Below are 26,987 nucleotides of genomic sequence, written 5' to 3' on the forward strand. Positions count from 1 at the left end.
GTTATCTTAAAAATTTATCTACTACATATATGATTTGTATGAGGGTAATGTAACTCACACTAACTAACATTAATTTTTTAGCAACTGTATTGCTGCGCTTCTTAAAAAGCTTTACGGCATAATACAAAAACCACCCCCCCAACAAGCCAACTACTAAAGAACTCCAAACAGTAATGTACAAGTCTCCTGTTACTCCAAAAACTGGTATTAAGGAAACCATGACCGTCAAGATGGTGTACAATATAATTTGAATGGCCGTTCCTTTATCTGCCGTGCCGGTAGGAAGCATTTTAAATCCTCCTGCTTTGTAGTCGTCTTCTAACATCCATCCTATCGCCCAGAAGTGAGGAAATTGCCAGAAAAACTGCAGCATAAACAAGGTTCCAGGCTCAATACCAAAATTACCGCTAGCGGCTACCCAACCTAGCATATAAGGAATCGCTCCTGGAAAAGCTCCTACAAACACACACAAAGGCGTTCTGGTCTTTAAAGGAGTATAAACTGCAGCGTAAAGCAGTATGCTCAGAGCTCCGAAAAATGCGGTTGCAAAATTGATCAAGTACAACATGTAAATACCGCTCAACGCCATGAGCACTCCATAAATCCACGCATTTTGCACAGATACTCTTCCAGTCGGTAATGGTCTGTTTTGGGTGCGCTTCATCAACGCATCCAAATCCTTTTCAATGATCTGATTAAAAACATTAGAAGAACCCACAAGAAAATAACCTCCTACACAAAGCAATAAAATAGTCCACCAGTCATAAGTGGTGGCGCCTAAAAAGTACCCTGCAGCAGATGAAAAAACAACAACAATAGACAACCTTGGTTTGGTGATCTCGATGTAGTTTTTAAATACACTGGGTGATTTTTCTAATGTAGTTACTTCAGTCAAAAAGCTGTTTTTAATGGAGCGCAAAGATACCTCACAACCACTTTGTTGCAAAGGTTTTAAAAAGCTTTCGCACCTATACGTTATTTATAGTTTTGTTAATACCAATAATTCTTTTGCTGGAGTCGATAACTCACTGGTAAGAGAGACAAAAGCTAGACCCAAAACAAAAAAGAGAGCTGATAAAGCTCTCTTTAGTTTTATAAAAATACTCAACAAATTATCCCACCACAAAATTTACAATCTTACCTGGTACGACAATCGTTTTGCGTAATTGCTTTCCTTCTAATTGCTCTTGCACTTTCTCATTAGCAAGTACCATCTTCTCCAACTCGTCTTTAGAAATAGCTGCTGGCAAATTTAGGGTGAATTTCATCTTCCCGTTAAAGGAGATCGGATAAGTCTTATTGCTCTCTACCAAATACTCTTCTTCAAATACTGGGAAAGGAGCATCGCTTATAGATTCATGACGCCCTAATAAGGACCATAATTCCTCAGCAATATGAGGTGCGTACGGCGAAACCAATATCGCTAGCGGCTCAAGCACTTCACGACTGGTACATTTTTGAGCGGTCAATTCGTTTACGGCAATCATAAAACTACTCACACTAGTATTGAAAGAGAAGTTCTCAATATCATCTTGTACTTTCTTGATGGTTTTATGCAAAGTCTTCATACTGTCTGGGGAAGCTTTCTCATCACTTACTGAAAACCCAACATCGTTATGATACAGCTTCCACAGTTTTTTTATAAACCCATATACTCCGGTAATTCCTGCAGTATTCCAAGGCTTGGCTTGTTCTAGTGGTCCTAAAAACATCTCATACAACCTCAAGGTATCTGCGCCATATTGCTCACAAATGTCGTCTGGACTCACCACATTGTACTTGGACTTGGACATTTTTTCAGGCTCAAAGAAAAGGGGAATTGATTTCAATTCGTTAATTTTTTTCAAACCAGAGTCATCCAAAAAATAGTGGAAGTTTTTAGTTGTATAATAATCTTTTAGAAACTCGGTTCTAATCTCACCATTTACAACATTACTTATTGGGATATTTCCAGATTTTAATATTTCATAGCACAATTCAAATTTTTCATGGTGCTTATTATAAGCTAACGATAAATTGTATTGCCTTTCAAAATCTTTTATAACATCAGGATGTAGATTTTTTAACACATTTGAGCCAAATAATTCTTTTGCAATTTTCTCATTTACAATTATTGTAGGCGGATTTAAATCTATTTTTACTTTATTTTCGAAATCGATAAGTTTTGGTTTAATCATGTAAACAAAAGCACTCTCACCAAGGATCATCCCTTGATTGATCATCTTTTTAAAAGGTTCATTTACGGTAACCTTTCCTAGATCGTGTAATAATTTTACCCAAAACCTACTGTACAACAAGTGTCCGGTCGCATGCTCACTTCCTCCTATATAGAGGTCTACATTTTCCCAGTATTCTTGTGCTTCTTTGGAAAACATTTCGTTTTCATTATTGGCATCCATATATCTGAACATGTACCAAGAACTTCCTGCCCAACCTGGCATGGTGTTGAGTTCTAGAGGATATATATGTTGATCCCATCCTAAATCCTTCCCTGAGGGAAGGACTTCATCTTCATTTTTAAAGAACTCTGGTCGTTGATTTACCTCTTCAGAGATTTTCAAAAGAACAGCTTTTGTGTCATTTATTACCTCTTCATTTGTAAACCTGATGACTTTATATCCAAATTTTTGCTCCAATTTTAAAGTTCGTTGGTCATCTTTATCAACTTGAAATTCATGATACTTACCATCTAACTCAACAATCAACTTACGTGAAAGACATACAAAATCTGGAATAAATTCATCAATAGGATGCTGTTGTGTAAATTTAAAACCTGTTTTTTTACCTTTTAACTCTTTCCAAAGCACAGCTTCTGCTTCGGTTGGGTTTTTACGCATTTCTTGTGCAAGCTGTAATAAAGTGGATGCAATTTCTCGTTTTGCCGTAAAATAACCTGGAGTTGCATTGCTCTCCCTTCTTAAATCCTTAACAGAGGGAAGGTCTTTACTTTTCCCGTCAGAAAAACTTGTTTTTTCTGAAATTCCCTTCCCTTTGGGAAGGGTTAGGGATGGGTTGGCCACCACACAATTATTCTTTTCATCCCAATGCCAGTGTGTCGCACGACCCAAAGGCGGCGCACCATCTTCTGTTGGTAAGTATTCGTCCACCTCTGGCAACTCTACAGGCAAATGCTTGGGGTCTATCATTTGTGGCAAGCCGTCTTTATAGTATACCGGAAAGGGCTCTCCCCAATAACGCTGTCTAGAAAATACGGCATCACGCAATCGGTAATTGGTTTTCCCTTTTCCAGCACCTATTTCTTCTAGCTTTTCAATCGCCGCAGCCATGGCTCCAGACTTGTAGCTCATTCCGTTTAAGAAATCACTATTGCAAATAGGGGTTTTATCCTTAGGGGTATAGGCTTCTTCAGAGATATCTATACCGTCAAATATATTTTTGATGGCAGGCATTCCTTCTTGACCTTCAAAATAGGCAGCAAAGGCATGATCACGCTCATCGCCACATGGTACCGCCATTACAGCTCCTGTTCCATAACCTGCCAGCACATAATCTCCTATCCAAACCGGTACGGCCTCCCCACTTAATGGGTGGGTAGCATAAGCACCAGTAAATACCCCGCTTATGGTCTTCACATCGGCCATGCGTTCTCTTTCTGAACGTGCTGCGGTTGCTTTTTTATAAGTTTCTATCGCCTGTTTTTGCGCAGGGGTCGTAATGATATCTACAAGTTCATGCTCTGGCGCGAGCGTCATAAAAGTTACTCCATAGATCGTATCTGGTCGGGTGGTAAACACGTCAATTTTTGCCCCATTACCTGCGGCATTTCCCCAAAGGGAAAAGTTTTCATTATGCTTAGATTCTAATGGAAAGGATACCATCGCCCCAACAGATTTTCCTATCCAGTTTCTCTGTATTTCCTTAATAGATTCTGACCAATCCAGTCCTTCAAGATCATTCAATAAACGCTCTGCAAATGCACTGATGCGCATCATCCACTGTCGCATTTTTTTGCGCACCACAGGGTGCCCACCACGTTCAGAAACACCATTGACAATTTCGTCATTTGCCAGTACGGTTCCCAATGCAGGACACCAATTAACTTCTGTATTGGCAAGAAAGGTCAATCGATAATCGAGCAATACTTCTTGTTGTTCTTGGTCTGTAAAGGCGTTCCACTCTGCAGCTGTGAACTCTCTCAAGTCCTCGTCTGTGGCAGCGTTGATGTTGTTGGTTCCGCTTTCGCGAAAGCGAGATTCCAACTCGCTTATCAACCTAGCTTTATCGGCATCTTTATCATACCAGCTGTCAAATAACAGGATAAAAATCTCTTGAGTGTACTTGTAATAATCTGGTGAAGAAGTTCTTAACTCACGATCCCAATCAAAACTAAAACCAATGCGATCCATCTGCTTGCGGTAGCCTGCAATCTTATTTCCAGATTTATCTATTCCACCCTCTATATTAGTTTTTGTAGTTTCGGCAGGGTGCTGACCGGTCTGAATCGCATATTGCTCTGCTGGCAATCCAAAACTATCATAACCCATAGGGTGCAATACATTAAAACCTTTATGACGCTTGTAACGGGAGACAATATCACTAGCGATATAACCTAATGGATGACCTACATGTAAACCAGCACCGCTAGGGTATGGAAACATATCAAGTGCGTAGAATTTAGGCTGATCTGAATTATTTACCGCTTTAAAGGTCTTATAAGTCGCCCAATGCTTTTGCCATTTTGCTTCTATTGCTTTGTGATCGTAGAGTAACATAGTTTCTTCTTCTAAGGCGCAAAAATACTAAAGCGCAGGCTATTTGTGGTTGTTAATATGCTTGTAGTACAGTAAAAGGCTTTTGGAAAGTTCCTTATATACGCTACCTGTGCATTATTCCTAAGTAAATCTCGACTCAGCCAAAAGTCAAAAAGCCAGATCAGGTGTTTGAATAAGCCCATTATACCTGCCTTTCTAAATGCTTTTTATATCAAAAGCAGACTAAAAAGTATTGTGGTACGTTTGTGAATTAAAATATCTGTCTGGAACTCGTTCTAGGTGTGTTACTTTGTTATTTTTGTAACTCAATTCACGTAGTCGTAAAATTTATGTCTTCACCGTCCAGTTATCAAAAGCGTCGTTTGTTCAGCTCCTATTTTTGGGTAGTGATCAGCTTATTTTTAGTTCTTTTTATGTTGGGTCTACAAGGCTTTTTCTTGCTCAACAGCCAGAAACTAGCCGATTACTTCCGTGAGCAGGTGCCCATGTCCATTTATTTTAAAGATACCGCTAAGGAAGTAGAAATGCGCCAGCTAGAGAAAACGCTACAAATGGCCGATTATACTAAAAACGCTGTTTTTGTAAGCAGTGAAGAAGGTGCTCAACGCACTAAAGAAGATCTAGGAGAAGATTTTGTAGCCAAACTAGATGGCTTTAATCCGATTCCTAATTCCATAGACGTGCGATTGAATGCAAAATTTGTTACCGCAACAGAAATACAGCAAATCGCTGATGATCTAGCAGCAAAAAATTATGTTCAAGAAGTGAGTTATGATAAGCCACTGGTTTCTTTACTTAACGAAAACGTAAAACGCATCTCTTTCTGGATGCTCATTGTCTCTGGAATATTTATTCTTATTGCTTTTTTACTTATCAATAGCTCTATAAGATTAAGCGTTTATGCCAAACGTTTTACCATAAAAACCATGCAAATGGTAGGCGCCACCAAAGGTTTTATACGCAAGCCTTTTATACTAACCAGTATTAAACTGGGACTAATTGCAGCCCTGCTCGCCTTAGGATTACTAGCCGTAGTGGTCTATTATGCCGACGGTTTTGTGCCAGAATTAGAGATACTTAAAAACTATCAAATGCTTGCGATACTATTTGTAGGTGTTTTAGTTTTTGGGATTTTAATAAGTTTAATCAGCACCTTTTTTGCAACCACTCGTTATTTAAATCTGAGAACAGACCAGTTATATTACTAATGAATTCGAACTTGAACTCGAAATCGAAAACTGAAAAAAGATATAACTTCCAAGTAACAGGTATCAAGAAAAGTTCTAGCCAATTCTAAATTGGGTAAGAAATAACAAAGAAAGCAATTTGTTTCTCCCCCTTTAGGGTTGGGGAATGGAAACTAAAAATATAAGAAATGAAACAAGGAAGAATAAAAAAATCGCAAACTAATACAACAAGCACTGAGGCAAAACCTGCTATTGAAGAAAACATAAAGCCTCATTTTGAATTTATATTCAAAAAGAAAAATTATGTATGGATGCTTATCGGTTTGGCAGTTATCGCATTAGGCTTTGCTCTTATGGCAGGTGGCGGCACAGAAGATCCTGCTGTTTTTAACGAAGCTATTTTTTCATGGAGACGTATAAGGCTTGCCCCTATGCTTGTTTTGACAGGTTTTGGGATTGAAATGTATGCCATCCTGTTAAACCCAGATAAAAAGTAGATGGAAATTTTTGACGCATTCGTATTAGGAGTTGTTCAAGGATTAACCGAATTTTTACCCGTCTCTTCCAGTGGACATATCGAGCTAGGAAAAGCAGTGCTAGGAACAGATATCGGTAATAAAGAGGAAAATTTACTCTTTACAGTAGTCGTTCATTTTGCTACTGCATTGAGTACGATGATCATTTTTAGAAAGGACATTGTAGCTCTATTTAAAGGTCTTTTTTCCTTTAAATGGAACGAGGAAACTCAGTTTACTTTTAAAATCGCCTTGTCCATGGTTCCTGCGGTTATTATTGGATTGCTTTTTGAAAAGGAATTGGAAAAACTATTTGAAGGTCAGATTATTCTTGTGGGTTTTATGCTGATCATTACGGGGTTGTTGTTGTTTCTAGCTGGTAGAGCCAAAAGAACTGAAAAAGGGGTCAGCTGGACAGATGCGCTCATGATAGGAGTGTCTCAAGCCATTGCCATATTACCGGGAATATCTAGAAGTGGGGCCACTATTTCTACCTCTGTCCTTTTAGGAAATGACAGAGCACAAGCGGCTCGTTTCTCTTTTTTAATGGTCGTTCCACTAATTTTTGGAAAAATCGCAAAGGACCTTTTGGAAATTATTAAAGGGGAAGCGGTGATCGAATCTGTCTCTACTATGCCATTAATTGTAGGGTTTTTTGCTGCTTTTATTGTTGGTTTATTGGCTTGTACTTGGATGATATCCTTAGTGCGTAAAGCCAAGCTTCATTATTTTTCTTACTACTGTTTTGTAGTAGGAGTTGTTGCGATAATTGCTGGAGTAGTGAATTCTTAGAATCTGCATCCTAATCTCTACAAGTAAGACTGCTGATTTTCTTGTTACCTTTAACTGTTCAAACATTTGGTATGCAAAAATCACTTCTACTCCTCGCTTTATTTATAAGCTCAATTTCTATAGCTCAGCAGCATACTTTTAAAGGTGCCTTCTTGGAGAAGTGGAACAATTCCCGTGATTACCTCATCGCTGTAGCTGAAGCAATGCCAGAAGAGTATTACGACTTTAAACCTACACAAAGACAAAGATCTTTTAAACAGCAGTTGCTTCACATTCAGGGAAACATCAACTGGCTGGATCAAACCTATTTCTCAAAATCTGAAGAAACTGGTGATCAGCAGAATGACTCTGAATTGGACAAAACCAAAATTATAGCCTTACTACATAAGACTTTTGACACTGCATACAAAGATGTTGAGACCTGCTCAGAAACAGAATTAAGAGAAAGTGTTCGATTCTTTGCAGGTCCCAAATCAAAATTACAGATCATGAATTTGCTACAAGATCATGTAACCCATCATCGAGGTCAATTGCTGGTTTATCTCAACCTTAAAGAAGTCACTCCTCCTAGTTATAGCGGTTGGTGATCTTCACTTTTATCAAATAAAAAACGGCTTCTATTTCTAGAAGCCGTTTTAGTTATTACAACGAGTATGCTCCCGCTTTCGCGAAAGCGGAATACAGATCTATTCCAGTCGATTATTCGAAGTCTGCGTCTTTAACCGTGTTCACTTCTACTTTTTGAACTTTAAACGCCAAGTCTCTACCCATCATTTGTTGGGTGATGGTCATCGGGAATTTTACACCGCTGGTTTCTTCATAGTCGCTGTACTTAATCATACTACTTACTTCCTGACCTTGTGCTTTCACCTTAGACTCTTGACCTAGCATAAGTCCTGTTTTTACATCGTAAAAAGTCTTCTTACTATCGGACCACTTGATCACATAAACTTGGTTATCACCCATCATCTCAGCACCAGCTAAAGTTGCTTTTTCTGGAGTATACAGCTCAGGGAAAAACATAGCTTCTTCTACCGCTGGCTGAGCATCTTCTCCAGTAAGTTCCTGACTACCGCCCATACCACTTACCATAGCTTTACCGTCTGTATAAGTTTGCTTTGCAACAGTGTTACCTCCCATTTTAATGGTTTGGTTCCACTTGTTTCCTTTAGCACGTTTTACGTCAAGAATTAACTCTCCCATAGGCGCCGTATAAACCGCAAAATAAGAAGTAGAGTTCAAAGCTGCTACAGCGTCTTTACCTCCTAAGGCCTCGATATAGTCATCTAGTACCGTTTTTGCTGTTAAGCCCGCAGGAATCTCAATGGTAGATGGACGTTCTGTCTCGTTTGCGTTCTTATCGTAGAATTTAATAGGTACTGTTTTACCATTCAAAGTCATTTTTTCTAATGGTTCCAGTATATCTCTTGCTTTTCCTACTAATACAATACGCAAGTTGTCTGGGTTTAAATACTTATTTGCCACACGCTTTACATCTTCCTTAGTTACCTTATCAATGTTTGCAATAAAGTTTTTGTAGAAATCCTTATCTAAGTCATTCTTTTCAATAGTAATAGCGCGACTGGCAACAACTGCTTTATCTTCAGATTGCATGATGAAATTTCCTAGGTATTTTGCTTTTGCCGTTGCAAGCATTTCATCTTCTACGTATTCATCTCTTATTCTATTCAGTTCTTTAAAGGTTTCTACAACAGCACTATCAGTTACCTCGTTACGGACCTTTGCACTAGCAGAGAAGGTTCCTTTATAGTTTCTACCCGTTCCAATATTAGAACGCGCTCCATAAGTATATCCGTTTTCTTCACGCAAATTCATATTTAAGTAAGACCCGAAAGAACCACCGAACACATAGTTAGCTACAAGAACAGCATAATAATCTGGATCACTCATTTTTAATTCAGAAAGGCTCAATACAGCAAGCTCCGTTTGTACTGCGTTAGGCACATCAATCAAGTTGATTTGAGTTTCGCTTACATCAGAAAGCTCTGGAAGAACAGGCTCTGGAGCAGTTCCTTTTTCCCAATCACCAAAATATTTTTTTACCAGTTTTTTGGCTTCCTTATCCTCGATATCGCCCGTAATAACTAAGTAGCCGTTAGACGGCTTAAAGTAATCCGTATAAAACTTCTTAACATCTTCTAGAGTAACACTGTTGATGGTTTCTTCTGTAGCAAACTCTCCAGCTGGATGATTTTTCCCGTATACCAGAGCCCCACGCACTTTATCAGCAATGGCAGCGGCACTATTTTCGCCTGTTTTTAATCCTTCAATTGCTTGAGATTTTTCAAAATCCAATTCCTTTTGTGTAAAATTAGGTTGGAAGGCTGCTTCAGCAAAAAGGTCAAATATTTCATTTTTATATTTTGAAAGACCTCCGGCAAAACCGCCACCTACTCCTACAAAAATATTAGCCCCTAGAAAGTCTACTTTCTCATTGAATTCTTCTTTAGGAGTTTTTGTAGAACCCTTTCCGATCAAAGAACCCGTTAAAGACTGCACACCAGATTTATCTCCCTCAAAAATAGGAGGGTTGTTCAAATCTAGGTTCATCGTTATGGTAGGTAACTTTTTATCAGTTACTATAAGAACTTGAAGGCCATTCTTTAATTCAAAGGTGTAGGGTTTACCCAAGTTAATTTCTGGAGTAGGACCTGAAGCAGGTATTACCGATCTATCTATTTGTGCAATAGCAGTAATTCCAGTAAGGAACAGTACCATTAATAATATAAGTTGCTTTTTCATTTTAATAATTATTTTTTGGTGATAGTAAATTCGGTTCTTCTAGATTGCTCAAATTCTTCAGTAGTACATTTTTTACTTTCACAATCTATTACGGGATTTTCTTCTCCACGACCCACGGCTTTAACTCTGTTAGCAGAAATTCCTTTTGCAAGCAGATAACCTCTTACCGCATCGGCACGTCTCTGGGATAAAGCTTTGTTGTAAGAGTCACTTCCTCTGATGTCCGTGTAAGTTTCTGCAAGAATTTCCATAGACTCATTTTTAATCATCATAGTTACAATGCGATCTAACTCTTTACCAGCGCTTTCAGTAATCACGGCTTTGTCATTGTCAAAGTAGATGGTATTGATTTGTAGTTTGTTATCAACCACTTTTACGTCTTCCACTACTTCTTTCATTTCTTCTTCAGTAGGAGCCGTTCCTGCTAGGTAATCTAGCTCTAATCTTTGATTCGGCATCAGATATTGGTTTGCTACTCTTTTGATATCCTCACGAGTAATGCTTCTATATACATCCAGCTCTTTATTGATCATGCTGGTATCTCCCATCAACATGTGGTAACGTGCTAATGAAGCCGCAATTCCTTCTACACGTGAATTGGAACTCACATACTGAGCTTCAAACTGATTTTGAAGTTTTTGATACTCTCTTTCAGAAATGAGTTCTGTTTGGAGTTTTACAATTTCTTCATCCATCACCTCAGCTAGTTTACTAAGCCCCACATCGCCTTTAGCTAGGGCTCCCATGGTATAAGTACCGTAATCTTGGTTAGACTGACCGAATGCCAATACTTGAAGTGCTATTTGCTCTTCATCTACCATTCTTTTTTGCATTCTAGAACTTGCTCCTCCAGTAAGAACTGCAGAAATATAATCGATAACATAAGCATCTCTTTCTACGGACTTAGGAGTCACATAGGAAAATATTTTAACAGGAATCTGAATATTAGCATCGTATTCTGTAGCATAACGAGTCGAGGTAATAGGCTCTTCAACGATTATGGCGCGCTTATTTCTAGGTGCTTTATTCTCGATAGGGCCAAAATAATCTTCGATCATTTTCTTAGTTTTATCAATATCAATATCACCAGCAACTACTAAAGTAGCATTGTTGGGATTGTAGTATTTGTCATTAAAAGATTGAAATTCGGACAGCTCAGCAGCATTTAAATCTTCCATAGAACCTATGACACTCTGGCCGTAAGGGTGTTTTTTAAATAAGTGCTTATCAATTCCAGTTCTGTAAATTATAGCCCCGTATGGTGCATTATCAATACGCTGGCGTTTTTCTTCTTTTACTACTTCATTTTGAGTGTCTACCCCTACCTGTTCTATCTTAGGGTGAAGCATGCGTTCACTTTCCATCCACAATCCTATTTCTAAATTGTTAGAAGGAAAAGTTTCATAGTAATATGTTCTGTCCTGAGTTGTATTGGCATTATTACTCCCCCCATTTGCAGAAACAATATCAAACCATTTACCTCTTTCTATATTCTCCGTGCCTTCAAAAAGAAGGTGTTCAAAGAAGTGTGCAAAACCAGTTCTGCCTGGTTCTTCATCTTTAGCTCCAACTTGATACATAACACCTGTAGTGACTACTGGCGCACCATTTTCTTGATGTAAAATAACGTGAAGCCCATTATCTAGATCATACTCGGTATAGGTTACCTCCTGAGCAAAACCTGCTGCCGCTGCAAAAGCGACCGCAAAACTTAAAATATTTTTTTTCATTTGATAGTTTTATGTTTACTTATAGCGTTAGTGTCTTATCCGTTTGAAACGTTACATAAAGTAACACGAGTTCTCTAAAATAATGCTTTAAATAAGTAACAGCGTTAAATTAAAATCAAAATAGCAGTTATTCCTGTTTATTTAACCGAACTTTAGAAGTAAACAAGAATTATGAAAAATCTATCCACCACAAAGTACTCTGTATTGATGGGCTTTGCGCTCATTGCCTATTTTCTTATCATTAATAGTTTTGGGTTGGCAACACAAAGTTACTTGAGCTTCTTTAACGCGATTATTGTCGGTATTGGGATTTTCTTAGTTATACGAGATATCCATAGAAACAAAGATGAATTTGAATATTTTGAAGGGTTTGTTGCTGGCATCAAATCGGGATTTGTGGCAACCCTAATATTTACAGTTTTTATGGCCATTTATCTTTTTGAAATTGATCTAGAATTAGCACAAGAATTAAAAAAACAAATTTCCACTGCTGGAACTGATATAGAGTTTGCTTTATTGATATTTATCCTTTTATCTGGATTTGCTACATCCGTAGTGACTCCTTTACTTATTTTACCCATCTATGAAAAGTCTTGGAACACTAAAGAAACACGAGGCAAACAAAAGCCTCTTGACCTATAATTTAAAATAATAGCTTATAATTTGTTGATAACTTTGGTAGTTAAGCTAATAGAAGTATATTTGCAGCCCGAAATTAATCACATTAATCAACAATTATGTACGCAATCGTAGAGATAGCAGGGCAACAATTCAAGATCGAGAAAGATCAAAAGTTGTTTGTACATCGTTTACAAGAAGAAGAAGGTGCATCGATCCACATCGATAAAGTTCTTCTTTTAGGAAATGGTGACAACATCACACTCGGCGCCCCAGCTATAGAAGGAGCATTTGCTGAAGCAAAAGTTCTGGGTCACCTTAAAGGTGACAAAGTAATCGTTTTTAAGAAAAAACGAAGAAAAGGATACCGTAAGAAAAACGGCCATCGCCAGTATTTAACTCAAATTCAAATTTCTACAATTTCTACTTCCGGTGGAAAGAAATCTGAGGTTAAGAAAGCGACTCCTGCAAAAGAGGAAAAGCCTGTAGCTAAAACTCAAGATGCTCCTAAAGCAAAATCAGAAAATAGCGCTACAGATTTAAGCGGCAACACTGTTGCAGAGCTTAAAGAAATGGCAAAGAATAGAGGACTTGAAGGATATTCAGCATTGAAAAAAGCTGAACTTATCGAATTACTCAGTAAATAATAACCTAAAAATTAGAACAAGATGGCTCATAAGAAAGGAGTAGGTAGTTCGAAAAACGGAAGAGAATCAGAATCAAAACGCTTAGGTGTTAAGATTTTTGGTGGACAAGCTGCAATAGCAGGAAACATCTTAATCCGTCAGCGCGGTATGACTCACCACCCAGGTGAAAACGTATATGCTGGTAAGGACTTTACATTACACGCAAGAGTAGACGGACTCGTGAAGTTTACTAAGAAAAGAAACGATAGATCGTATGTATCTATAGTTCCTGTAGCTGAGGCTTAAGGACTGCTTCTTTTTAACATATAAAATCTCAAATCGATTGACTCGGTTTGAGATTTTTTGTTGCCAAAATTTTAAAAAAAACAACTGTTTACCTGAATTGTCTTTTCCTTAGCACTGTTTAAAGTCGAAGATCGCCAAAAACATATCACTTTAAAGGTCTTTGATTTAGAGAAAATTAACTGACCTACCCTTTATGCTACCCATCCCTATGCTTTTTGGCAGTTAGCATATATCAGTTAAATTATGGTGGCCTAACTACAAGATTATTTACATCGAGTTACTTAGCCAGACCTGCTCTTCCTAGTTCCACTATGAGGGAGTCACAGAAAGCTCCCTCTTCTAGCTCGCCTGTATTTGCTATTTGAATAGTATAAACCTCCGTAAAGCTCGTCTGGTCAACTATAGAAGTGTCCCTTAGTTGATTAAGGCTGCTGACCAATCTAGAGATAGGCCAGTCTTTCATTTTGATGGAATCTCCCGTAATTTTAAGTCCTGCCTTGCCATAAACGCCGGCTGCATTGCCTCCTTGAATAAAGCCGTTGAGATGTTGTGTAACCACTTCTCTTTTAGGAAAATCTGTTGTACAAGATGCAACTAATCCTGATAGCGCAATAAAATAAATAAAATACTTCATGGTGTACGAATTCTCTTTAAATAAACGAATATAAAGTTTCTTTATTCTAATAGCTCTTTGAACTTGTAATGAATAAAATATCACTAATAATTAACTTTTGTAAGCATATAGATGGTCCAGATATAAGATATACAAGTCCATCCAAATTGTTCAACGATTTAACTAGTGCCTTAATAAAAAAGAATAATCTATTCCTTTAAAAATTTCTCTACTAGTATTACTTTTTTATCTACCAGTCGTATAAAATACAATCCTTTTTTTAGAGCCTCAACATTAATTGTTGTTGATGACAGTTTAGAATTTAACACACGTTTGCCATTGACATCAAATACTGAATAAAGAATATGTTCATGGAATGAAGGCAATTTTAAATTGAGAGTACTTCCCACAGGGTTGGGATAAATTAAAACTGAATGATCCTGAGAATCTGATATACCTACAGTGCTATTAGGTTCTGTAATGGTCAATAGATCATTAACACTTTGTGCATTAACGATAGAGATGGCTCCAGATGGCCAGTAAATTGAAATATCTGCGATATTATCGGTTCCCATTCCAAAATGAGCATTTAACGATCCCATATACCTAAAACCTTCTCCACTTCTTATTTCTCTGATTTGAGATCCTATTGAGGCACTGTTCACCTCAATACGCGCACCTATTCCATTAATATTACTTTGCGTGCCTACTAATCTAATTTTAAGATAATTATTGACCCCTCCATTGTTGAGATGGAGATTATTAGCGTTAAACACATCTAGATAACCATCATTATTTAAATCGCCTATTGCTCCATTTGCTGGAATGCTACTGGTATATCTAGTAAAAGTACCGTCTCCATTATTTCCCATAATATTTCCATTGGTAAGAATATCGATGTAACCATCATTATTAAAATCTGCAGGTACATTTTCTATATCTGTTCCTAAAGAACTAATATCTGGACCCATAGTCGCGGTTATGTCCGTAAATGTGCCATCTCCATTATTCTGCATCATTTTATGACCTCCATCAGAAAAACTACTTGCACCTATAAAAACGTCCATATCACCATCGTTATCATAATCTGCCCAAGCGGTGGACCATGTTTGTATAGGATCTGCAAGATTAACCCCTGGCATTGCCGCCACGTTTGTAAAGGTTCCATCACCATTGTTGCGATGCAGTTCATTTATTTTTGCATTAGTACTACCCCCGCGGCACTTAGCGATAAAAAGATCCATATCTCTGTCATTATCATAATCAACCCATACCGTTCCATAATTACCGCCGTTAGATACGATTCCAAGACCACTTGGCACTCCACCCGAATCAGCACCTTGATAAAAGTTAAGGGTTCCACTACCGTCATTAATATAGTACACATTAGGTGCCACATCGTGACAAACAAAAGCATCTAAATGGCCATCATTGTTGATATCAACAAAATTAGATCTTTGGGAAAACACATATTCTGAACCTGAAATCTGAGTATAAGCTGTCCCATTCCCATTAGCTTTCATAAATGTAACTCCGCTTCCTCCTCCGTAAAGGAGATCTGTAAATCCATTCCTATCATAATCTGCAGCAGCCAGACTCCAAAACGGCAAATTTGAAGCACTCGTTGTCGGCACATTTACATTATTAAAACCAGTGGAGGTCTGGTAGTTAATAGAAATATTATTGCTGCTAATACTTACTGTATCGTCTAGTCCATCACCATTCATGTCCACCGTTGCTCTATTATCTCCTACAGTAGATAAGTTTGAAATTGTAAAAGCAAAAGCTGAAGGCAGCGTGGGCGGACTAACACTTATTTGAAAATCAAAACCAGAACTACTCCATCTATTGTCCCAAGCTAAATAATAACTTTCTCCAGCTGTGGCTACAAAGGAAACTGTAGATGCAAAGTTGTTTCCGGAAATATCATCATTTCCTGTTACACAAGATAACGATCCACAAGTTCCAGAATATACATGTAATCGAGTATCTGTCCCAGAATTCTGCGATAGGTCGGAGGTGATATTTACGGTAAAATTTGCCGCGGCAGTATACACATACCATTCTGCATTATTAGCTACATTTGTTGTACTTGTTGTACATATAGTAGTCGTTTGATTCCCATTGATTGCGCCTGCAGTGTAGATTGTATTTGTTACAGGTATGGCATTTAAGCAGCTATCACCGTTTTGTGCATTAAGTAGAAAAGTGCTTAAAATAGCAAAAAGGCAAATAAAGTAGGGTTGTTTCATTTTTGTTTGATTTAATTACAGTTGGTATTTATGGAATTTATCCAGTCTTCTATCAATTCCAAAGCCTCTTCGTCCTTAACTGTCCTGCCTAGAAGTGGCATTCTTTCCGATTCATTATTAGTATTAAATCTATAGTATATGGTGGATCTTGCAGGTATACCAGGCCTAATAAGATGTGTTAACCCATTCCCTAGGTCCTCATCAGGAATTTCACATATTCCTATATTTTCATCAGTGCCGGAACTTGTATAATCAAATCTAATATCTCTATAAGAGCAATGACCCGTATCTTTGTGACAATGGGCACAATTAATTTCTACATAACCTCTTACTCGTTCATTGAGAGATATACTGGGATTCTTCCAGTTGGGTAAAGCAGCAACAGTAGCACTAGTTTCCTCTAGATAGCCTACCTCTTGCCATTTTGAAAGCTGGTTCATATCACCATCTTGGTAGCTCATCACCATATTCATATTTTGTGGTTTTGGCCCTATCGGCATAGATGTATCGTCACTTTTATGACAAACTCTACACTCTAATAAATTAGGAATGCGATAATTTACAGTGCGCTGTACCCCGTCCTTCTCGAAAATTATATCCGTAAAACTCCCGTTCAAATCTAGTGTTGCTTCGGTTTGAGAATCGTTCCATACATAATCAGCAAATTCCCATCCTGCAGTTTTTTTAAATAATAGTCTAGTTTCTATGATACGTCTGGTTCTGTCAGGTAGTACATTATCATAATAAAAGTTTTTAATTAGAACTGTGCCGCGTGGGAAGTCAAGTAAGTTATTGTCGGTTTGATAAACTGCTTTAACATCGTTAGGCATCCATACAAAACGCTTTTTTGTGGAATAATCGGTAAAGAGCTGATTGATTAATGAATATTCAAGGACACCATTTTCTGGTTCCAATAAATTCATGGGAGATTTGAAAAAATTATAGTCGCTTAATTTTTGATAAGGGACATTTTCGATATCTACAATAATAGGGGCGCCTGTTTCTTCTATGGGCAAATACTCGTCATTATCACAAGAATAACTTAATAAAATAGAACCCGTAAGTAAGAATAAAATCTTTGATAAACGCATTGGACTGATTTAAGGAGTGGTAATATAACAAAAAACCAGTTTAGTTTTACAAAAACAATTATTTTGGAAATTTCATAGGTATTGTATTTACATACAGCTAAAATTTAAGGCTTTAAAAAAATCCCGATAAAATGTTTGGAACATCTCATCGGGATTTCTGTTAAATATGTCAGAGCTTTAGGTTCTAATTCCTTTAAGGCGCTTCTCGATCTTTTGCTTCTTTGCGGTAAGCAATTTCATGAGATCCATTAATTTTTCGTCTTTGGTTTCTTTGTACACTTCGTTGATGCCTAGAATAAGCTCTTTAGCTTTTCTTGAAGAATGCACTCTGTCACTTGTTGACATGTTACTCATCGATGCGCCGAGCCATTCATTTGCGTCTTTTATTATATCCATTTTTCTTTCATTTAATTTCGCTTTCGAGAAAGCGTAACAGTAATATTCCCCTAAGTGTCAAAAGTTAAACTATTTTCTGATATTTCCTAACAAACAGGATGAATTTTAAGGAATTCTTAATACCTATAGTATTCTGGCTTAAACGGCCCCTCTACTTTTACACCTATGTAATCGGCTTGATCCTTCTTTAATTCTGTAAGCTCAGCACCCATTCTTTCTAGGTGTAATGCGGCTACTTTTTCATCTAAATGTTTAGGTAACATGTATACTTCATTCTCATAAGCATCTCTATTGTTCCAAAGTTCCATTTGAGCTAACGTTTGATTGGTAAATGAATTGCTCATTACAAAACTAGGGTGTCCCGTTGCACAACCTAAATTAACCAATCGGCCTTCGGCAAGAAGTATGATGTCTTTCCCATCAATGGTATATTTGTCTACCTGTGGCTTGATCTCTACTTTAGTGTTTCCATAATTGGTATTCAGAAAAGCGACATCTATCTCATTGTCAAAGTGGCCGATATTACAAACGATCACTTTATCTCTCATCGACTTAAAGTGTTCCCCCCGTATGATATCCTTGTTCCCGGTGGTGGTAATCACGATGTCTGCATTTGCTACTACATTCTCTAGTTTCTTTACTTCAAAACCATCCATTACGGCTTGTAAAGCACAAATAGGATCAATTTCAGTAACTGTAACTATAGACCCTGCTCCTTTAAAGGAAGAAGCGGTTCCTTTTCCTACATCACCATAACCACAAACCACAACACGCTTGCCAGCAAGCATGGTATCGGTAGCACGACGTACTGCATCAACAGCACTTTCACGACAACCGTATTTGTTATCAAACTTAGATTTAGTGACCGAATCGTTGACGTTGATGGCTGGCATTACCAGTGTTCCATTCTTCATACGCTCATATAGCCGGTGCACTCCCGTAGTGGTCTCTTCAGACAGCCCATTGATTCCTTTAGCTAATTCTGGGAACTGGTCAAAAACCATATTGGTTAAATCTCCACCATCATCTAAAATCATATTCAACTGCTTGCGATCTTCCCCAAAGAAGAGCGTTTGCTCGATACACCAGTTGAACTCCTCCTCGTTCATACCCTTCCAAGCATAAACAGGAACTCCAGCGGCAGCTATAGCAGCAGCAGCGTGATCTTGTGTAGAAAAAATATTACAAGATGACCATGTAACTTCTGCTCCTAAGGCCACAAGTGTTTCAATTAATACAGCAGTTTGTATCGTCATGTGAAGACATCCAGCGATACGCGCCCCTTTAAGCGGCTGCTCTTTTTTGAATTCTTCTCTTAATGACATCAAGCCAGGCATCTCCGCTTCGGCTAATTCTATTTCTAGACGACCATACTCTGCAAGAGACATGTCTTTTACTTTATAAGGAACGTAAGGAACTGTTTTAATACTCATAGACTTATTATTTTTGTAAGCACATTGCTGACTTATTAAAAATCAACAATTTAAATGCCTTTTTATTTATTAAATTGCGGCTGCAAACTTACAAAAAACCAGTCGATTTTCATGCCGCTTTTTCAATCCATTAACAACCGTGAAAACACTCAGATTTTTATTTGGAAAATCACCGAGCCCGAAGCTTTTTTAAGAGCAGACATAGATCTGTCGCAAAACTCGGTAAACCGACTGTCTATTATGAGTTCAGAATTACATAGGCGTGGTTTTTTAAGCATTAGGCACTTATTAAAACATGCAGGATACCGGGATTTAGATCTCTATTATTCAGAGGATGGAAAACCTCACCTCAATGATCACAAGTATATTTCTATCACACATAGTTTTGAATTTACTGCTATTATTGTCAGTGATGTACCTATAGGAATAGATATTGAGAAACAACGTGATAAAATAAAACGCATCGCTTCTAAATTTATAGGTTATGAAGAAGAATTTATTGCATCCCTAGAAGATCCTGTAAAAGAACTTACCGTTGTTTGGGGAGCTAAAGAATCTATGTACAAACTCTACGGCCATAAAGGACTTGGTTTTAAAGCACATTGTCTTGTAGAGCCTTTTAGCATGCAAAGCGATCAAACGCTGGCTCGAATTGTTTTTAAAGATGATCATCTAAATTTTGACGTTTTTTTTAAAGAGGTAGAAAACTTTATGCTCGCATACGTAATTCCATCCCGTAATGCCTGAGTTACTTCAACGTATACAACAAGCAAATCGCAGTCTTGCTGTATTGATTGATCCAGAAAAAATGGAGTTAGATGCTATTGCCGCTTTCGCGAAAGCGATACCTCTAACCATGTCTTCTCTAAAAAAAAAGCTGCACATCGATCAATTTTTCTTCTTGGTGGGTGGCAGTACGATGGGAGATACAGACATTAATCAATGGGTCAAACTACTAAAAGAACACTCTGAAACTGATGTAGTGCTATTTCCAGGGACTCCAGAGCAGCTCACTAAAAATGCCGACGGGCTATTATTTCTAAGCCTTCTTTCTGGGCGTAATCCAAAATTTTTAATCGAGCATCAGGTAGATGCGGCTATGCAGTTAAAAGGAACATCCCTAGAGGTCATTCCAACAGGTTATCTTTTGATCGATGGCGGTAAAGAAACAGCTGTACAGCGTGTTTCTAAAACATTGCCTTTGTCCCAAAAAAATATTCAAAACATTGTGAATCACGCTTATGCTGCTGCGTTAATGGGAAATCAACTGGTCTACCTAGAGGCTGGAAGTGGAGCTGTAAACCCTGTTGCTATAGAGATTGTGCGTGAAGTAAGTGCTCAAATAAATGTTCCTTTAATTGTGGGCGGCGGATTAAGAACTACAGCTCAAATAGAAGCTGTTTACCATGCTGGGGCAAAAATAGTGGTAGTAGGAACGGCAATTGAAGAGAATATCAATTGGAATGGCTAGCTTTGTGACGCTATAACAATCTAAAAAAAAATGAAAGCATCCATAGAACTGACCATGTCACCACTTCAAAGCGATTATGAACAGCACATCATCAATTTTATAAAAGCCCTACGCAACTCAAAATTTACGGTTATGGAGAATCCGCTAGCGACCCAGATTTATGGAGAATTTGTACCCTTGATGGAATTTATAACAAAGGAAATGGCTGCCAGCATGGAAAAAACTAAAGCTGTTCTTTTTTATATCAAAGTTGTAACAACAGATCGTAGCGATTACGAGCCGTTCTTTTAATGGAGGTTGTAGCGTTCATTTTTGGACAGTATAGTGAATACAGCACAACGCACCTACTTCTAGAAGCGATTGCTGTCATAGCTAGCGTCATCAGCGTGCTCTATTCTTTAAAAAATAATGTTCTCGTGTTTCCTTACGGGATCATCAGCACAGTACTATTTGTTTATTTATTAAATGAATGGAACTTGTTGGGTGATATGATCATCAATATTTATTATTTTGTGATGAGTGTCTACGGTTGGTATATTTGGACCAGAAAAGATGAAAATAGAAAAGTCACTCCTATTTCAGTAACAGACCGCTTGGACTGGTTAAAATCATCAGCGATATTTATAGGTTCTGGAATAGTTGTTTATTTCATTTATTGGAAATTTGAAAGGTTTGAAAACTGGGTAAGCTATCTAGACATACTAACCACGAGCATTGCTTTTGTGGGTATGTGGTTAATGGCACTGCGCAAAATGGAATACTGGCTGGTTTTACTAGCGGCTAACGTGATTTCAGTTCCCTTATATTTTTATAAAGGTTATGGATTGACTGGACTTTTATTTATATTCTTATCGATCATTGCCTGGAAAGGTTATCAAGAATGGAAAAAATACCTCAACAAAGAGCCTTTATAGGCATAAAAATCGTTCTCTACGGGCCCGAGAGTACTGGTAAGAGTACACTTGCTTGCGAACTTACAGATCACTTTAAAACAATAAAAGTAGATGAATACGCACGTCCATACCTTCAAGAAAAGCTGGATCGAACTGGGAAGGTATGTGACTATGAAGATTTAGTTCCTATAGCCGTAGGACAAAGAAAAGCGGAAAACCATGCATTAACAACTGCAAAAGGTTATCTTTTTTGTGATACCGATGTACTTGAAACCTATGTATATTCATTAGCTTATTTCGATAAAGCACCTGCAGTACTAGAGAAAGCAGTAAGGAAAAGCGATTATGACTTATATTTACTTTTAGATATTGATATTCCTTGGGTAGCAGACGGATTAAGGGATCGACCAAAGGATAGGAAAGAGATGTTTGGGAGATTTGAAAAAGGACTGCTAGATTTCCAAAAAAACTATAGTATTATCAGTGGGACTGGAGAGGAGCGTTTTAAAAATGCTCTTAACGCCATAAAAAAGCTAGAAGACAAATGAAACTAACTGCAGTACAAGAAAAACAACTTCAGGATAAAGGAATATCAAAGCAAACACTTGAAAAGCAACTCTACCGTTTTAAAAACGGTTTTCCAGGAGTGATTTTGAATAGGGCCGCCACGATCAATGATGGGATCATACCTATCGAACAATTAAATGTGGATACCTTACTATCTAATTATGAATTCATTAAGGATCAACTAGATATGATCAAATTTGTGCCTGCCAGTGGTGCCGCAAGTCGCATGTTTAAATTTCTACATGAATTTCTTAATAATTTTAACCAGCACAAACAGAGCATTAATAGTTATATCAACAACAATAAAGCAAATGATCTCTTTACTTTTTTAGTAGGTAGACGTGATTTACCTTTTTACGATGAAATAATGGAATCTATAAAAAAGAAACATCCAGACTGGTATAACAAATCAAAATCAGAAAAAGAAACCCTTTTTGTCAAGGAAGTACTCACGCCTGACGGCTTTAATTATTCTGCAATGCCTAAAGGTCTTGTACCTTTTCACAAATACGAAGATCGCAGCGCCAGTGCCTTTGAGGAGCACCTTTTTGAAGCAGCTGCATACGCATCAAGTAATGGAAAAGCCAAATTGCATTTTACAATTGCTCCTGCCTTTGAAGAGGCCTTTAGGACAAAGATGGAGCAGATTAAAATTAATGTTGAGAAAAGGGCCAAAACAAAATTTGTAATAGACTTTTCTTACCAATCAGCAGCAACTGATACAATTGCCGTAGACCAAAAAGACAACCCAATAGTCCTTGAAGACGGCACTTTATTTTTCAGACCAGCGGGACATGGAGCCCTGATCAACAACCTTAATACATTAGATGCAGACCTTATTTTTATAAAAAACATAGATAATGTTACCATCTCAAGTTTGGAAAAAGAAACCTCCTATTACAAGAAACTTCTAGCGGGATATCTTTTGCACCTAAGAACTAGGATTTTTGAGTACTTAACTGTTTTAGAGAAAAATGAAGTTGAAGATTCTACAAGGATAAAAATTGAAAAATTCTTGACAGAAGAGCTCTCTGCGGTACTGCCTAAAGACTATTATAAATACAAAACCAATTACCAGCTCGAGCATCTTTACGATCAATTAGACAGACCTTTACGTGTTTGTGGCATGGTAAAAAATGAGGGAGAGGCTGGCGGTGGGCCCTTTTGGGTGTACAATCACCGTGGGGAATTATCCATCGAGATTGTTGAAACTGTACAAATAAACAAAAGCGATCCAAGACAGAAAAAAATTGCTAACGAAGCTACACATTTCAATCCAGTAGACTTAATTTGTAACGTGCGTAATCACAAAGGGGAAAAATATAACCTGTTTAAATATTGCGATGAAGACACTGGTTTTATTACCTACAAATCCCACCAGGGTCAAGAAATCAAAGCTCAAGAACTTCCTGGTTTGTGGAATGGAGGCATGGCGTATTGGAATAGCGTGTTTGTCGAGGTCCCTCTCATTACTTTTAATCCAGTAAAAACAGTAACTGATTTACTAAAATCTACACATCAATTGGACTGATGAATATAGAGCGTTTACATAAAGAAGTAATTTACAAGGCTACTACCAGCAGTGGCCCAGGTGGACAGCACGTCAATAAAGTTGCCACAAAGATACAGTTGACCTTTGATGTTTTAAATAGTCTCGCTTTCGCGAAAGCGGAACATGAAAGGATACTAACCGCATTATCAAAACAACTTACCAAAGAAGGAGTCCTGCAAATCAACTGTCAAGAATCTAGAAGTCAAACAAAAAATAAAGAACTCGCACTTAAAAAACTGCTTGCTATACTTTCAAGAGCTAGTGTAATTCCTAAAATTCGCAAAAAAAGAATCGTTCCCAAAGCCATAAAACGCAAACGCCTTAACGATAAAAAAAAACATAGTGATAAAAAGAAAGACCGAAAATTTAACCCTCTGTAGGGGGTTCCCCATAAAAAGCAATAATTTATCCATCACCAATTTTTCCTTATGAGACATTACGCCTTCTTCATTCTATCCCTTATTTTAATTTCTTGTAACCAAAAAACTGGCCCCTCCTCTACGGACACCAGCCGTTCTAAAACAACTCAACTTCCAGAACCAAAAACTAACGAATTTGCTTTAGTAATTCACGGTGGTGCTGGAACCATAAAAAAGGAGAACATGACTCCAGAATTAGAGCTTCAGTATAGGGAAAAACTATCTGAAGCTATAAAAGCAGGACACGAGATCCTCAAAAATGGTGGAGATGCTATGGATGCTGTAGAAACAAGCATAAGAATTATGGAAGATTCTCCTTTGTTTAATTCTGGTAAGGGTGCTGTATTTACCCATGATGGGATCAACTCTTTAGACGCTAGTTTTATGGATGGAAAGACCTTAAATGCAGGTGCTGTTGCCGGAGTAACCACCGTAAAAAATCCGATTTCTCTTGCCCGGAAAGTAATGACTGACTCAGAACATGTGTTACTGAGTGGCGCAGGAGCAGACGAGTTTGCAAAATCTCTTAGCTACGACAACATTGAATTAGTAGACAATAGCTACTTTTTTACAGAGAATAGGTACCAATCTTTGCAGCGAGTTCTGGCTAAAGAAAAAGAAAATGACCGCAAAACAGCTTTTTTAGAACTGGAAGATCCTTTTATTAAAGACTCTAAATACGGGACTGTAGGTTGTGTTGCTCTAGATAAAAATGGAAATATCGCTGCTGGAACTAGCACTGGTGGTATGACTAATAAAAAATACGGCCGAATAGGTGATTCTCCTATTATAGGCAGCGGTACCTATGCTAACAATGCCACCTGTGGGGTTTCTAGTACTGGACATGGAGAGTATTTTATTAGAGCACAAGTAGCTTATGACATTAGTGCATTAATGGAATATGGAGGTAAAAGACTTGAAGAAGCTACAGAAGAAGTGATCCAAAAAAAACTCGTCGATTTAGGCGGTACTGGTGGTATCGTTGCTTTAGATTATTTGGGCAATATCTCCATGGAGTTTAATACCGAAGGAATGTACCGCGCCATGATGGATGATCAAGGAACACTAACGGTCGGAATGTATAAGGAGTAATCGAAGTATAAAGAATTTTTAAAATTCTGAAATCTTAGATATCAAAAAACTCGGACTTATTAGGCTACACACATAGAACGCCCCAAGCGACACAATAAATTACTACAGGCAGACTTCGGTCTTCTCATTCTAAATTGAAATTGAAATAATACCCCAATGAAAATCATCTCCTACAACGTAAACGGTATCAGAGCCGCAATGAAAAAAGACTTTATAGCATGGCTTACTGCGGCAAATCCGGATGTCCTTTGTTTACAAGAAATAAAAGCTCATAAAGATCAAATAGACACAGAAGCTTTTACTGCTGCTGGATATCAATACCAGTACTATTACAGTGCGCAGAAGAAAGGTTATTCTGGAACGGCCATTATTGCTAAAATAAAACCAGATCATATAGAGTACGGCACTGGTATAAAGACCATGGATCATGAAGGAAGAAATATCAGAGCAGATTTTGGCGATATATCTGTAATGAGCATGTACTTGCCTAGCGGAACTAATGATGCGAGATTGAGCTTTAAATTTGAATATATGGAGCAATTTTTGGAGTATTCTAAAGAATTGAGAAAGAAATATCCCAATGTATTGATTTGTGGTGATTACAACATTTGTCATCAAGCCATCGATATTCACGATCCAGAACGTTTAAAAAACACATCTGGTTTCTTGCCAGAAGAACGTGAGTGGATGGATCGATTTGTAGAAAGTGGTTTTATAGATACGTTTAGAATCTTTAACGATCAGCCAGATCAGTATTCTTGGTGGAGTTATCGCGGTGGTTCTCGAGCGAGAAATAAAGGCTGGAGATTAGATTATCACATGGTCAACGAAAGTTTGCAGGATCGTGTTAAAAGATCTGTAATCCTAAGTGAGGCAGTCCACAGTGATCACTGTCCAGTAATGGTGGAAATTGATTAATTCTGATGGTAAAATATCTCTATAGTCCTAGCTGGTCCAAGACAAATTTAGAAAAGGCTTTATAACACCGTCAGGAGTTCTCAAGCCACTGTTTTTGGAATGACCAATTGCTTCATTATTGGTTTTATATGAAATAAGAATTTACAAATATCCCGGACGGCCTTCTAGGACGACTACAAATTCCCCTTTGGGCTTTTTATGTTCAAAATGAGCAATAGCATTTGTTAGAGTGCCTCTAAAATGTTCTTCATATAGCTTAGTAATCTCTCGAGAAATAGAAACCAGTCGTTCTTCACCGTAGTGCAATTTGAAGTCGGCTAAGGTTCTTAATAGTTTGTGAGGTGATTCATAGAAAACGATAGTTCTAGTTTCTTCTTTTAAAAATTCAAGACGTTTTTGCCTTCCCTTTTTTACGGGAAGAAATCCTTCAAAAACAAATTTATCGCAAGGCATTCCAGAAACTGTAAGTGCAGGGACAAAAGCTGTAGCCCCCGGTAAAGATTGTACTTCTACTCCATTCTCTATGAGTTTTCTTGTCAGTAAAAAACCAGGATCGCTTATTCCTGGGGTACCCGCATCTGTAATTAATGCCATGCTTTCTCCAGATTTGATACGACTTACAATGGTGTCACTTATCTTATGCTCGTTGTGCATATGGTAAGAAAGCATTTGTGTCGCAACGCCATAATGCTGCAATAACTTACCACTTGTTCTCGTATCCTCGGCAAGAATGAGGTCTACCTCTTTCAGTATTTCTACGCCTCGATAAGTCATGTCTTTTAAATTACCAATAGGTGTAGGAACAAGGAAAAGTTTCATGTGTAGCATTTAGAGTGCAAATATAGAAAAGTTAGCATGGAAGAAGGTGCTTTAAAACCCTCTTGATGGCTTTAAATAAAAACTAAACAAGACGTTAAGCCAAAGAAACTTCTTTACTATTTCTTTGGCTGCAGTTCCATATCATAGGACAAATGATCTGTAGTAGCTATTTTAAAGTATGTAATAAAAAGAGAAGAAGAA

General features: G+C 37.7%; 26 protein-coding genes. 16 read left to right on the forward strand and 10 right to left on the reverse strand.

The window, feature by feature from the left end:
- Position 1: 1 nt before the first annotated feature.
- Entirely contained in the window at positions 2–895 is an 894-nt protein-coding gene (cyoE, locus tag KG732_RS03485; RefSeq protein WP_213520985.1) for a heme o synthase, read from the reverse strand.
- Between the two features lie 217 nt (positions 896–1,112).
- The gene (locus KG732_RS13025; RefSeq protein ID WP_300980287.1) at positions 1,113–4,733 is read right to left on the reverse strand and encodes a class I tRNA ligase family protein; all 3,621 of its coding nucleotides are present in this window, start codon (positions 4,731–4,733) and stop codon (positions 1,113–1,115) included.
- A 329-nt stretch (positions 4,734–5,062) separates the two neighbouring features.
- On the opposite strand from KG732_RS13025, the gene KG732_RS03505 reads away from it, so the two are divergent.
- From KG732_RS03505 to KG732_RS03520, 4 genes are all read left to right on the forward strand, one after another.
- A complete protein-coding gene (locus tag KG732_RS03505) occupies positions 5,063–5,941 on the forward strand; it encodes an ABC transporter permease (protein WP_213520986.1) in 879 nt (292 codons plus the stop codon).
- Positions 5,942–6,108: 167 nt separating this feature from the next.
- Entirely contained in the window at positions 6,109–6,417 is a 309-nt protein-coding gene (locus KG732_RS03510; protein WP_213520987.1) for a DUF3098 domain-containing protein, read from the forward strand.
- Positions 6,418–7,227, forward strand: a complete 810-nt coding sequence (locus KG732_RS03515; RefSeq protein ID WP_213520988.1) for an undecaprenyl-diphosphate phosphatase — start codon at positions 6,418–6,420, stop codon at positions 7,225–7,227.
- Positions 7,228–7,298: 71 nt separating this feature from the next.
- Positions 7,299–7,814 (forward strand): DinB family protein, encoded by a 516-nt coding sequence (locus KG732_RS03520; protein ID WP_213520989.1) that lies wholly within the window; start codon positions 7,299–7,301, stop codon positions 7,812–7,814.
- A 112-nt stretch (positions 7,815–7,926) separates the two neighbouring features.
- On the opposite strand, the gene KG732_RS03525 is transcribed toward KG732_RS03520, so the two are convergent.
- Complete coding sequence (locus KG732_RS03525) at positions 7,927–9,990, reverse strand: pitrilysin family protein (protein WP_213520990.1); 2,064 nt, start codon at positions 9,988–9,990, stop codon at positions 7,927–7,929.
- Between the two features lie 8 nt (positions 9,991–9,998).
- Positions 9,999–11,720, reverse strand: coding sequence for an insulinase family protein (locus tag KG732_RS03530; protein WP_213520991.1), 1,722 nt, complete (start codon positions 11,718–11,720; stop codon positions 9,999–10,001).
- A 171-nt stretch (positions 11,721–11,891) separates the two neighbouring features.
- On the opposite strand from KG732_RS03530, the gene KG732_RS03535 reads away from it, so the two are divergent.
- The 3 genes from KG732_RS03535 to rpmA all read left to right on the forward strand — a co-directional run bounded on the left by KG732_RS03535 (position 11,892) and on the right by rpmA (position 13,270).
- Positions 11,892–12,362 carry a DUF4199 domain-containing protein gene (locus tag KG732_RS03535; RefSeq protein ID WP_300980288.1) on the forward strand — a complete coding sequence of 157 codons (471 nt, stop codon included), beginning with the start codon at positions 11,892–11,894 and terminating at the stop codon, positions 12,360–12,362.
- 95 nt (positions 12,363–12,457) lie between these two features.
- Positions 12,458–12,985 (forward strand): 50S ribosomal protein L21, encoded by a 528-nt coding sequence (rplU, locus tag KG732_RS03540; RefSeq protein WP_213520992.1) that lies wholly within the window; start codon positions 12,458–12,460, stop codon positions 12,983–12,985.
- 21 nt (positions 12,986–13,006) lie between these two features.
- The gene (rpmA, locus tag KG732_RS03545; RefSeq protein WP_101012644.1) at positions 13,007–13,270 is read left to right on the forward strand and encodes a 50S ribosomal protein L27; all 264 of its coding nucleotides are present in this window, start codon (positions 13,007–13,009) and stop codon (positions 13,268–13,270) included.
- A gap of 277 nt (positions 13,271–13,547) precedes the next feature.
- Here rpmA and KG732_RS03550 read toward each other — a convergent pair whose 3' ends face one another.
- The 5 genes from KG732_RS03550 to ahcY all read right to left on the reverse strand — a co-directional run bounded on the left by KG732_RS03550 (position 13,548) and on the right by ahcY (position 19,055).
- Positions 13,548–13,904 carry a hypothetical protein gene (locus tag KG732_RS03550; RefSeq protein ID WP_213520993.1) on the reverse strand — a complete coding sequence of 119 codons (357 nt, stop codon included), beginning with the start codon at positions 13,902–13,904 and terminating at the stop codon, positions 13,548–13,550.
- Positions 13,905–14,092: 188 nt separating this feature from the next.
- A complete protein-coding gene (locus KG732_RS03555; RefSeq protein ID WP_213520994.1) occupies positions 14,093–16,135 on the reverse strand; it encodes an FG-GAP-like repeat-containing protein in 2,043 nt (680 codons plus the stop codon).
- A gap of 11 nt (positions 16,136–16,146) precedes the next feature.
- Positions 16,147–17,226, reverse strand: coding sequence for a hypothetical protein (locus KG732_RS03560; protein ID WP_213520995.1), 1,080 nt, complete (start codon positions 17,224–17,226; stop codon positions 16,147–16,149).
- Positions 17,227–17,403: 177 nt separating this feature from the next.
- Positions 17,404–17,622 carry a hypothetical protein gene (locus KG732_RS03565; RefSeq protein ID WP_213520996.1) on the reverse strand — a complete coding sequence of 73 codons (219 nt, stop codon included), beginning with the start codon at positions 17,620–17,622 and terminating at the stop codon, positions 17,404–17,406.
- Positions 17,623–17,738: 116 nt separating this feature from the next.
- On the reverse strand, positions 17,739–19,055 hold the full coding sequence (gene ahcY, locus KG732_RS03570) for an adenosylhomocysteinase (protein WP_213520997.1): 1,317 nt from the start codon (positions 19,053–19,055) through the stop codon (positions 17,739–17,741).
- Positions 19,056–19,166: 111 nt separating this feature from the next.
- Between ahcY and KG732_RS03575 the strand changes: the two genes are divergently transcribed.
- The 9 genes from KG732_RS03575 (at position 19,167) to KG732_RS03615 (ending at position 25,967) form a co-directional block, all read left to right on the forward strand.
- Positions 19,167–19,802, forward strand: a complete 636-nt coding sequence (locus KG732_RS03575) for a 4'-phosphopantetheinyl transferase superfamily protein (protein WP_213520998.1) — start codon at positions 19,167–19,169, stop codon at positions 19,800–19,802.
- Positions 19,795–20,526, forward strand: a complete 732-nt coding sequence (locus KG732_RS03580) for a geranylgeranylglyceryl/heptaprenylglyceryl phosphate synthase (RefSeq protein WP_213520999.1) — start codon at positions 19,795–19,797, stop codon at positions 20,524–20,526. Before KG732_RS03575 ends, KG732_RS03580 begins: the two co-directional genes overlap by 8 nt.
- Before the next feature lie 30 nt (positions 20,527–20,556).
- Positions 20,557–20,817: a hypothetical protein gene (locus KG732_RS03585; protein ID WP_213521000.1), complete on the forward strand. Its 261-nt coding sequence runs from the start codon at positions 20,557–20,559 to the stop codon at positions 20,815–20,817.
- Positions 20,817–21,440, forward strand: coding sequence for a nicotinamide riboside transporter PnuC (gene pnuC, locus KG732_RS03590; protein ID WP_213521001.1), 624 nt, complete (start codon positions 20,817–20,819; stop codon positions 21,438–21,440). Before KG732_RS03585 ends, pnuC begins: the two co-directional genes overlap by 1 nt.
- Positions 21,407–21,967, forward strand: coding sequence for an ATP-binding protein (locus tag KG732_RS03595; RefSeq protein ID WP_213521002.1), 561 nt, complete (start codon positions 21,407–21,409; stop codon positions 21,965–21,967). The genes pnuC and KG732_RS03595 overlap by 34 nt, the downstream gene beginning before the upstream one ends.
- Entirely contained in the window at positions 21,964–23,517 is a 1,554-nt protein-coding gene (locus tag KG732_RS03600; protein WP_213521003.1) for a DUF4301 family protein, read from the forward strand. Before KG732_RS03595 ends, KG732_RS03600 begins: the two co-directional genes overlap by 4 nt.
- Positions 23,517–23,918, forward strand: coding sequence for an alternative ribosome rescue aminoacyl-tRNA hydrolase ArfB (gene arfB, locus KG732_RS03605; RefSeq protein ID WP_213521004.1), 402 nt, complete (start codon positions 23,517–23,519; stop codon positions 23,916–23,918). Before KG732_RS03600 ends, arfB begins: the two co-directional genes overlap by 1 nt.
- A gap of 48 nt (positions 23,919–23,966) precedes the next feature.
- Positions 23,967–25,049, forward strand: coding sequence for an isoaspartyl peptidase/L-asparaginase family protein (locus KG732_RS03610; RefSeq protein WP_213521005.1), 1,083 nt, complete (start codon positions 23,967–23,969; stop codon positions 25,047–25,049).
- A gap of 156 nt (positions 25,050–25,205) precedes the next feature.
- A complete protein-coding gene (locus tag KG732_RS03615) occupies positions 25,206–25,967 on the forward strand; it encodes an exodeoxyribonuclease III (protein WP_213521006.1) in 762 nt (253 codons plus the stop codon).
- Between the two features lie 141 nt (positions 25,968–26,108).
- On the opposite strand, the gene rsmI is transcribed toward KG732_RS03615, so the two are convergent.
- Positions 26,109–26,786 (reverse strand): 16S rRNA (cytidine(1402)-2'-O)-methyltransferase, encoded by a 678-nt coding sequence (rsmI, locus tag KG732_RS03620; protein WP_213521007.1) that lies wholly within the window; start codon positions 26,784–26,786, stop codon positions 26,109–26,111.
- Positions 26,787–26,987 lie beyond the last annotated feature (201 nt).

This window comes from Nonlabens sp. (genome assembly GCF_018401815.1).
Lineage (GTDB): Bacteria > Bacteroidota > Bacteroidia > Flavobacteriales > Flavobacteriaceae > Nonlabens.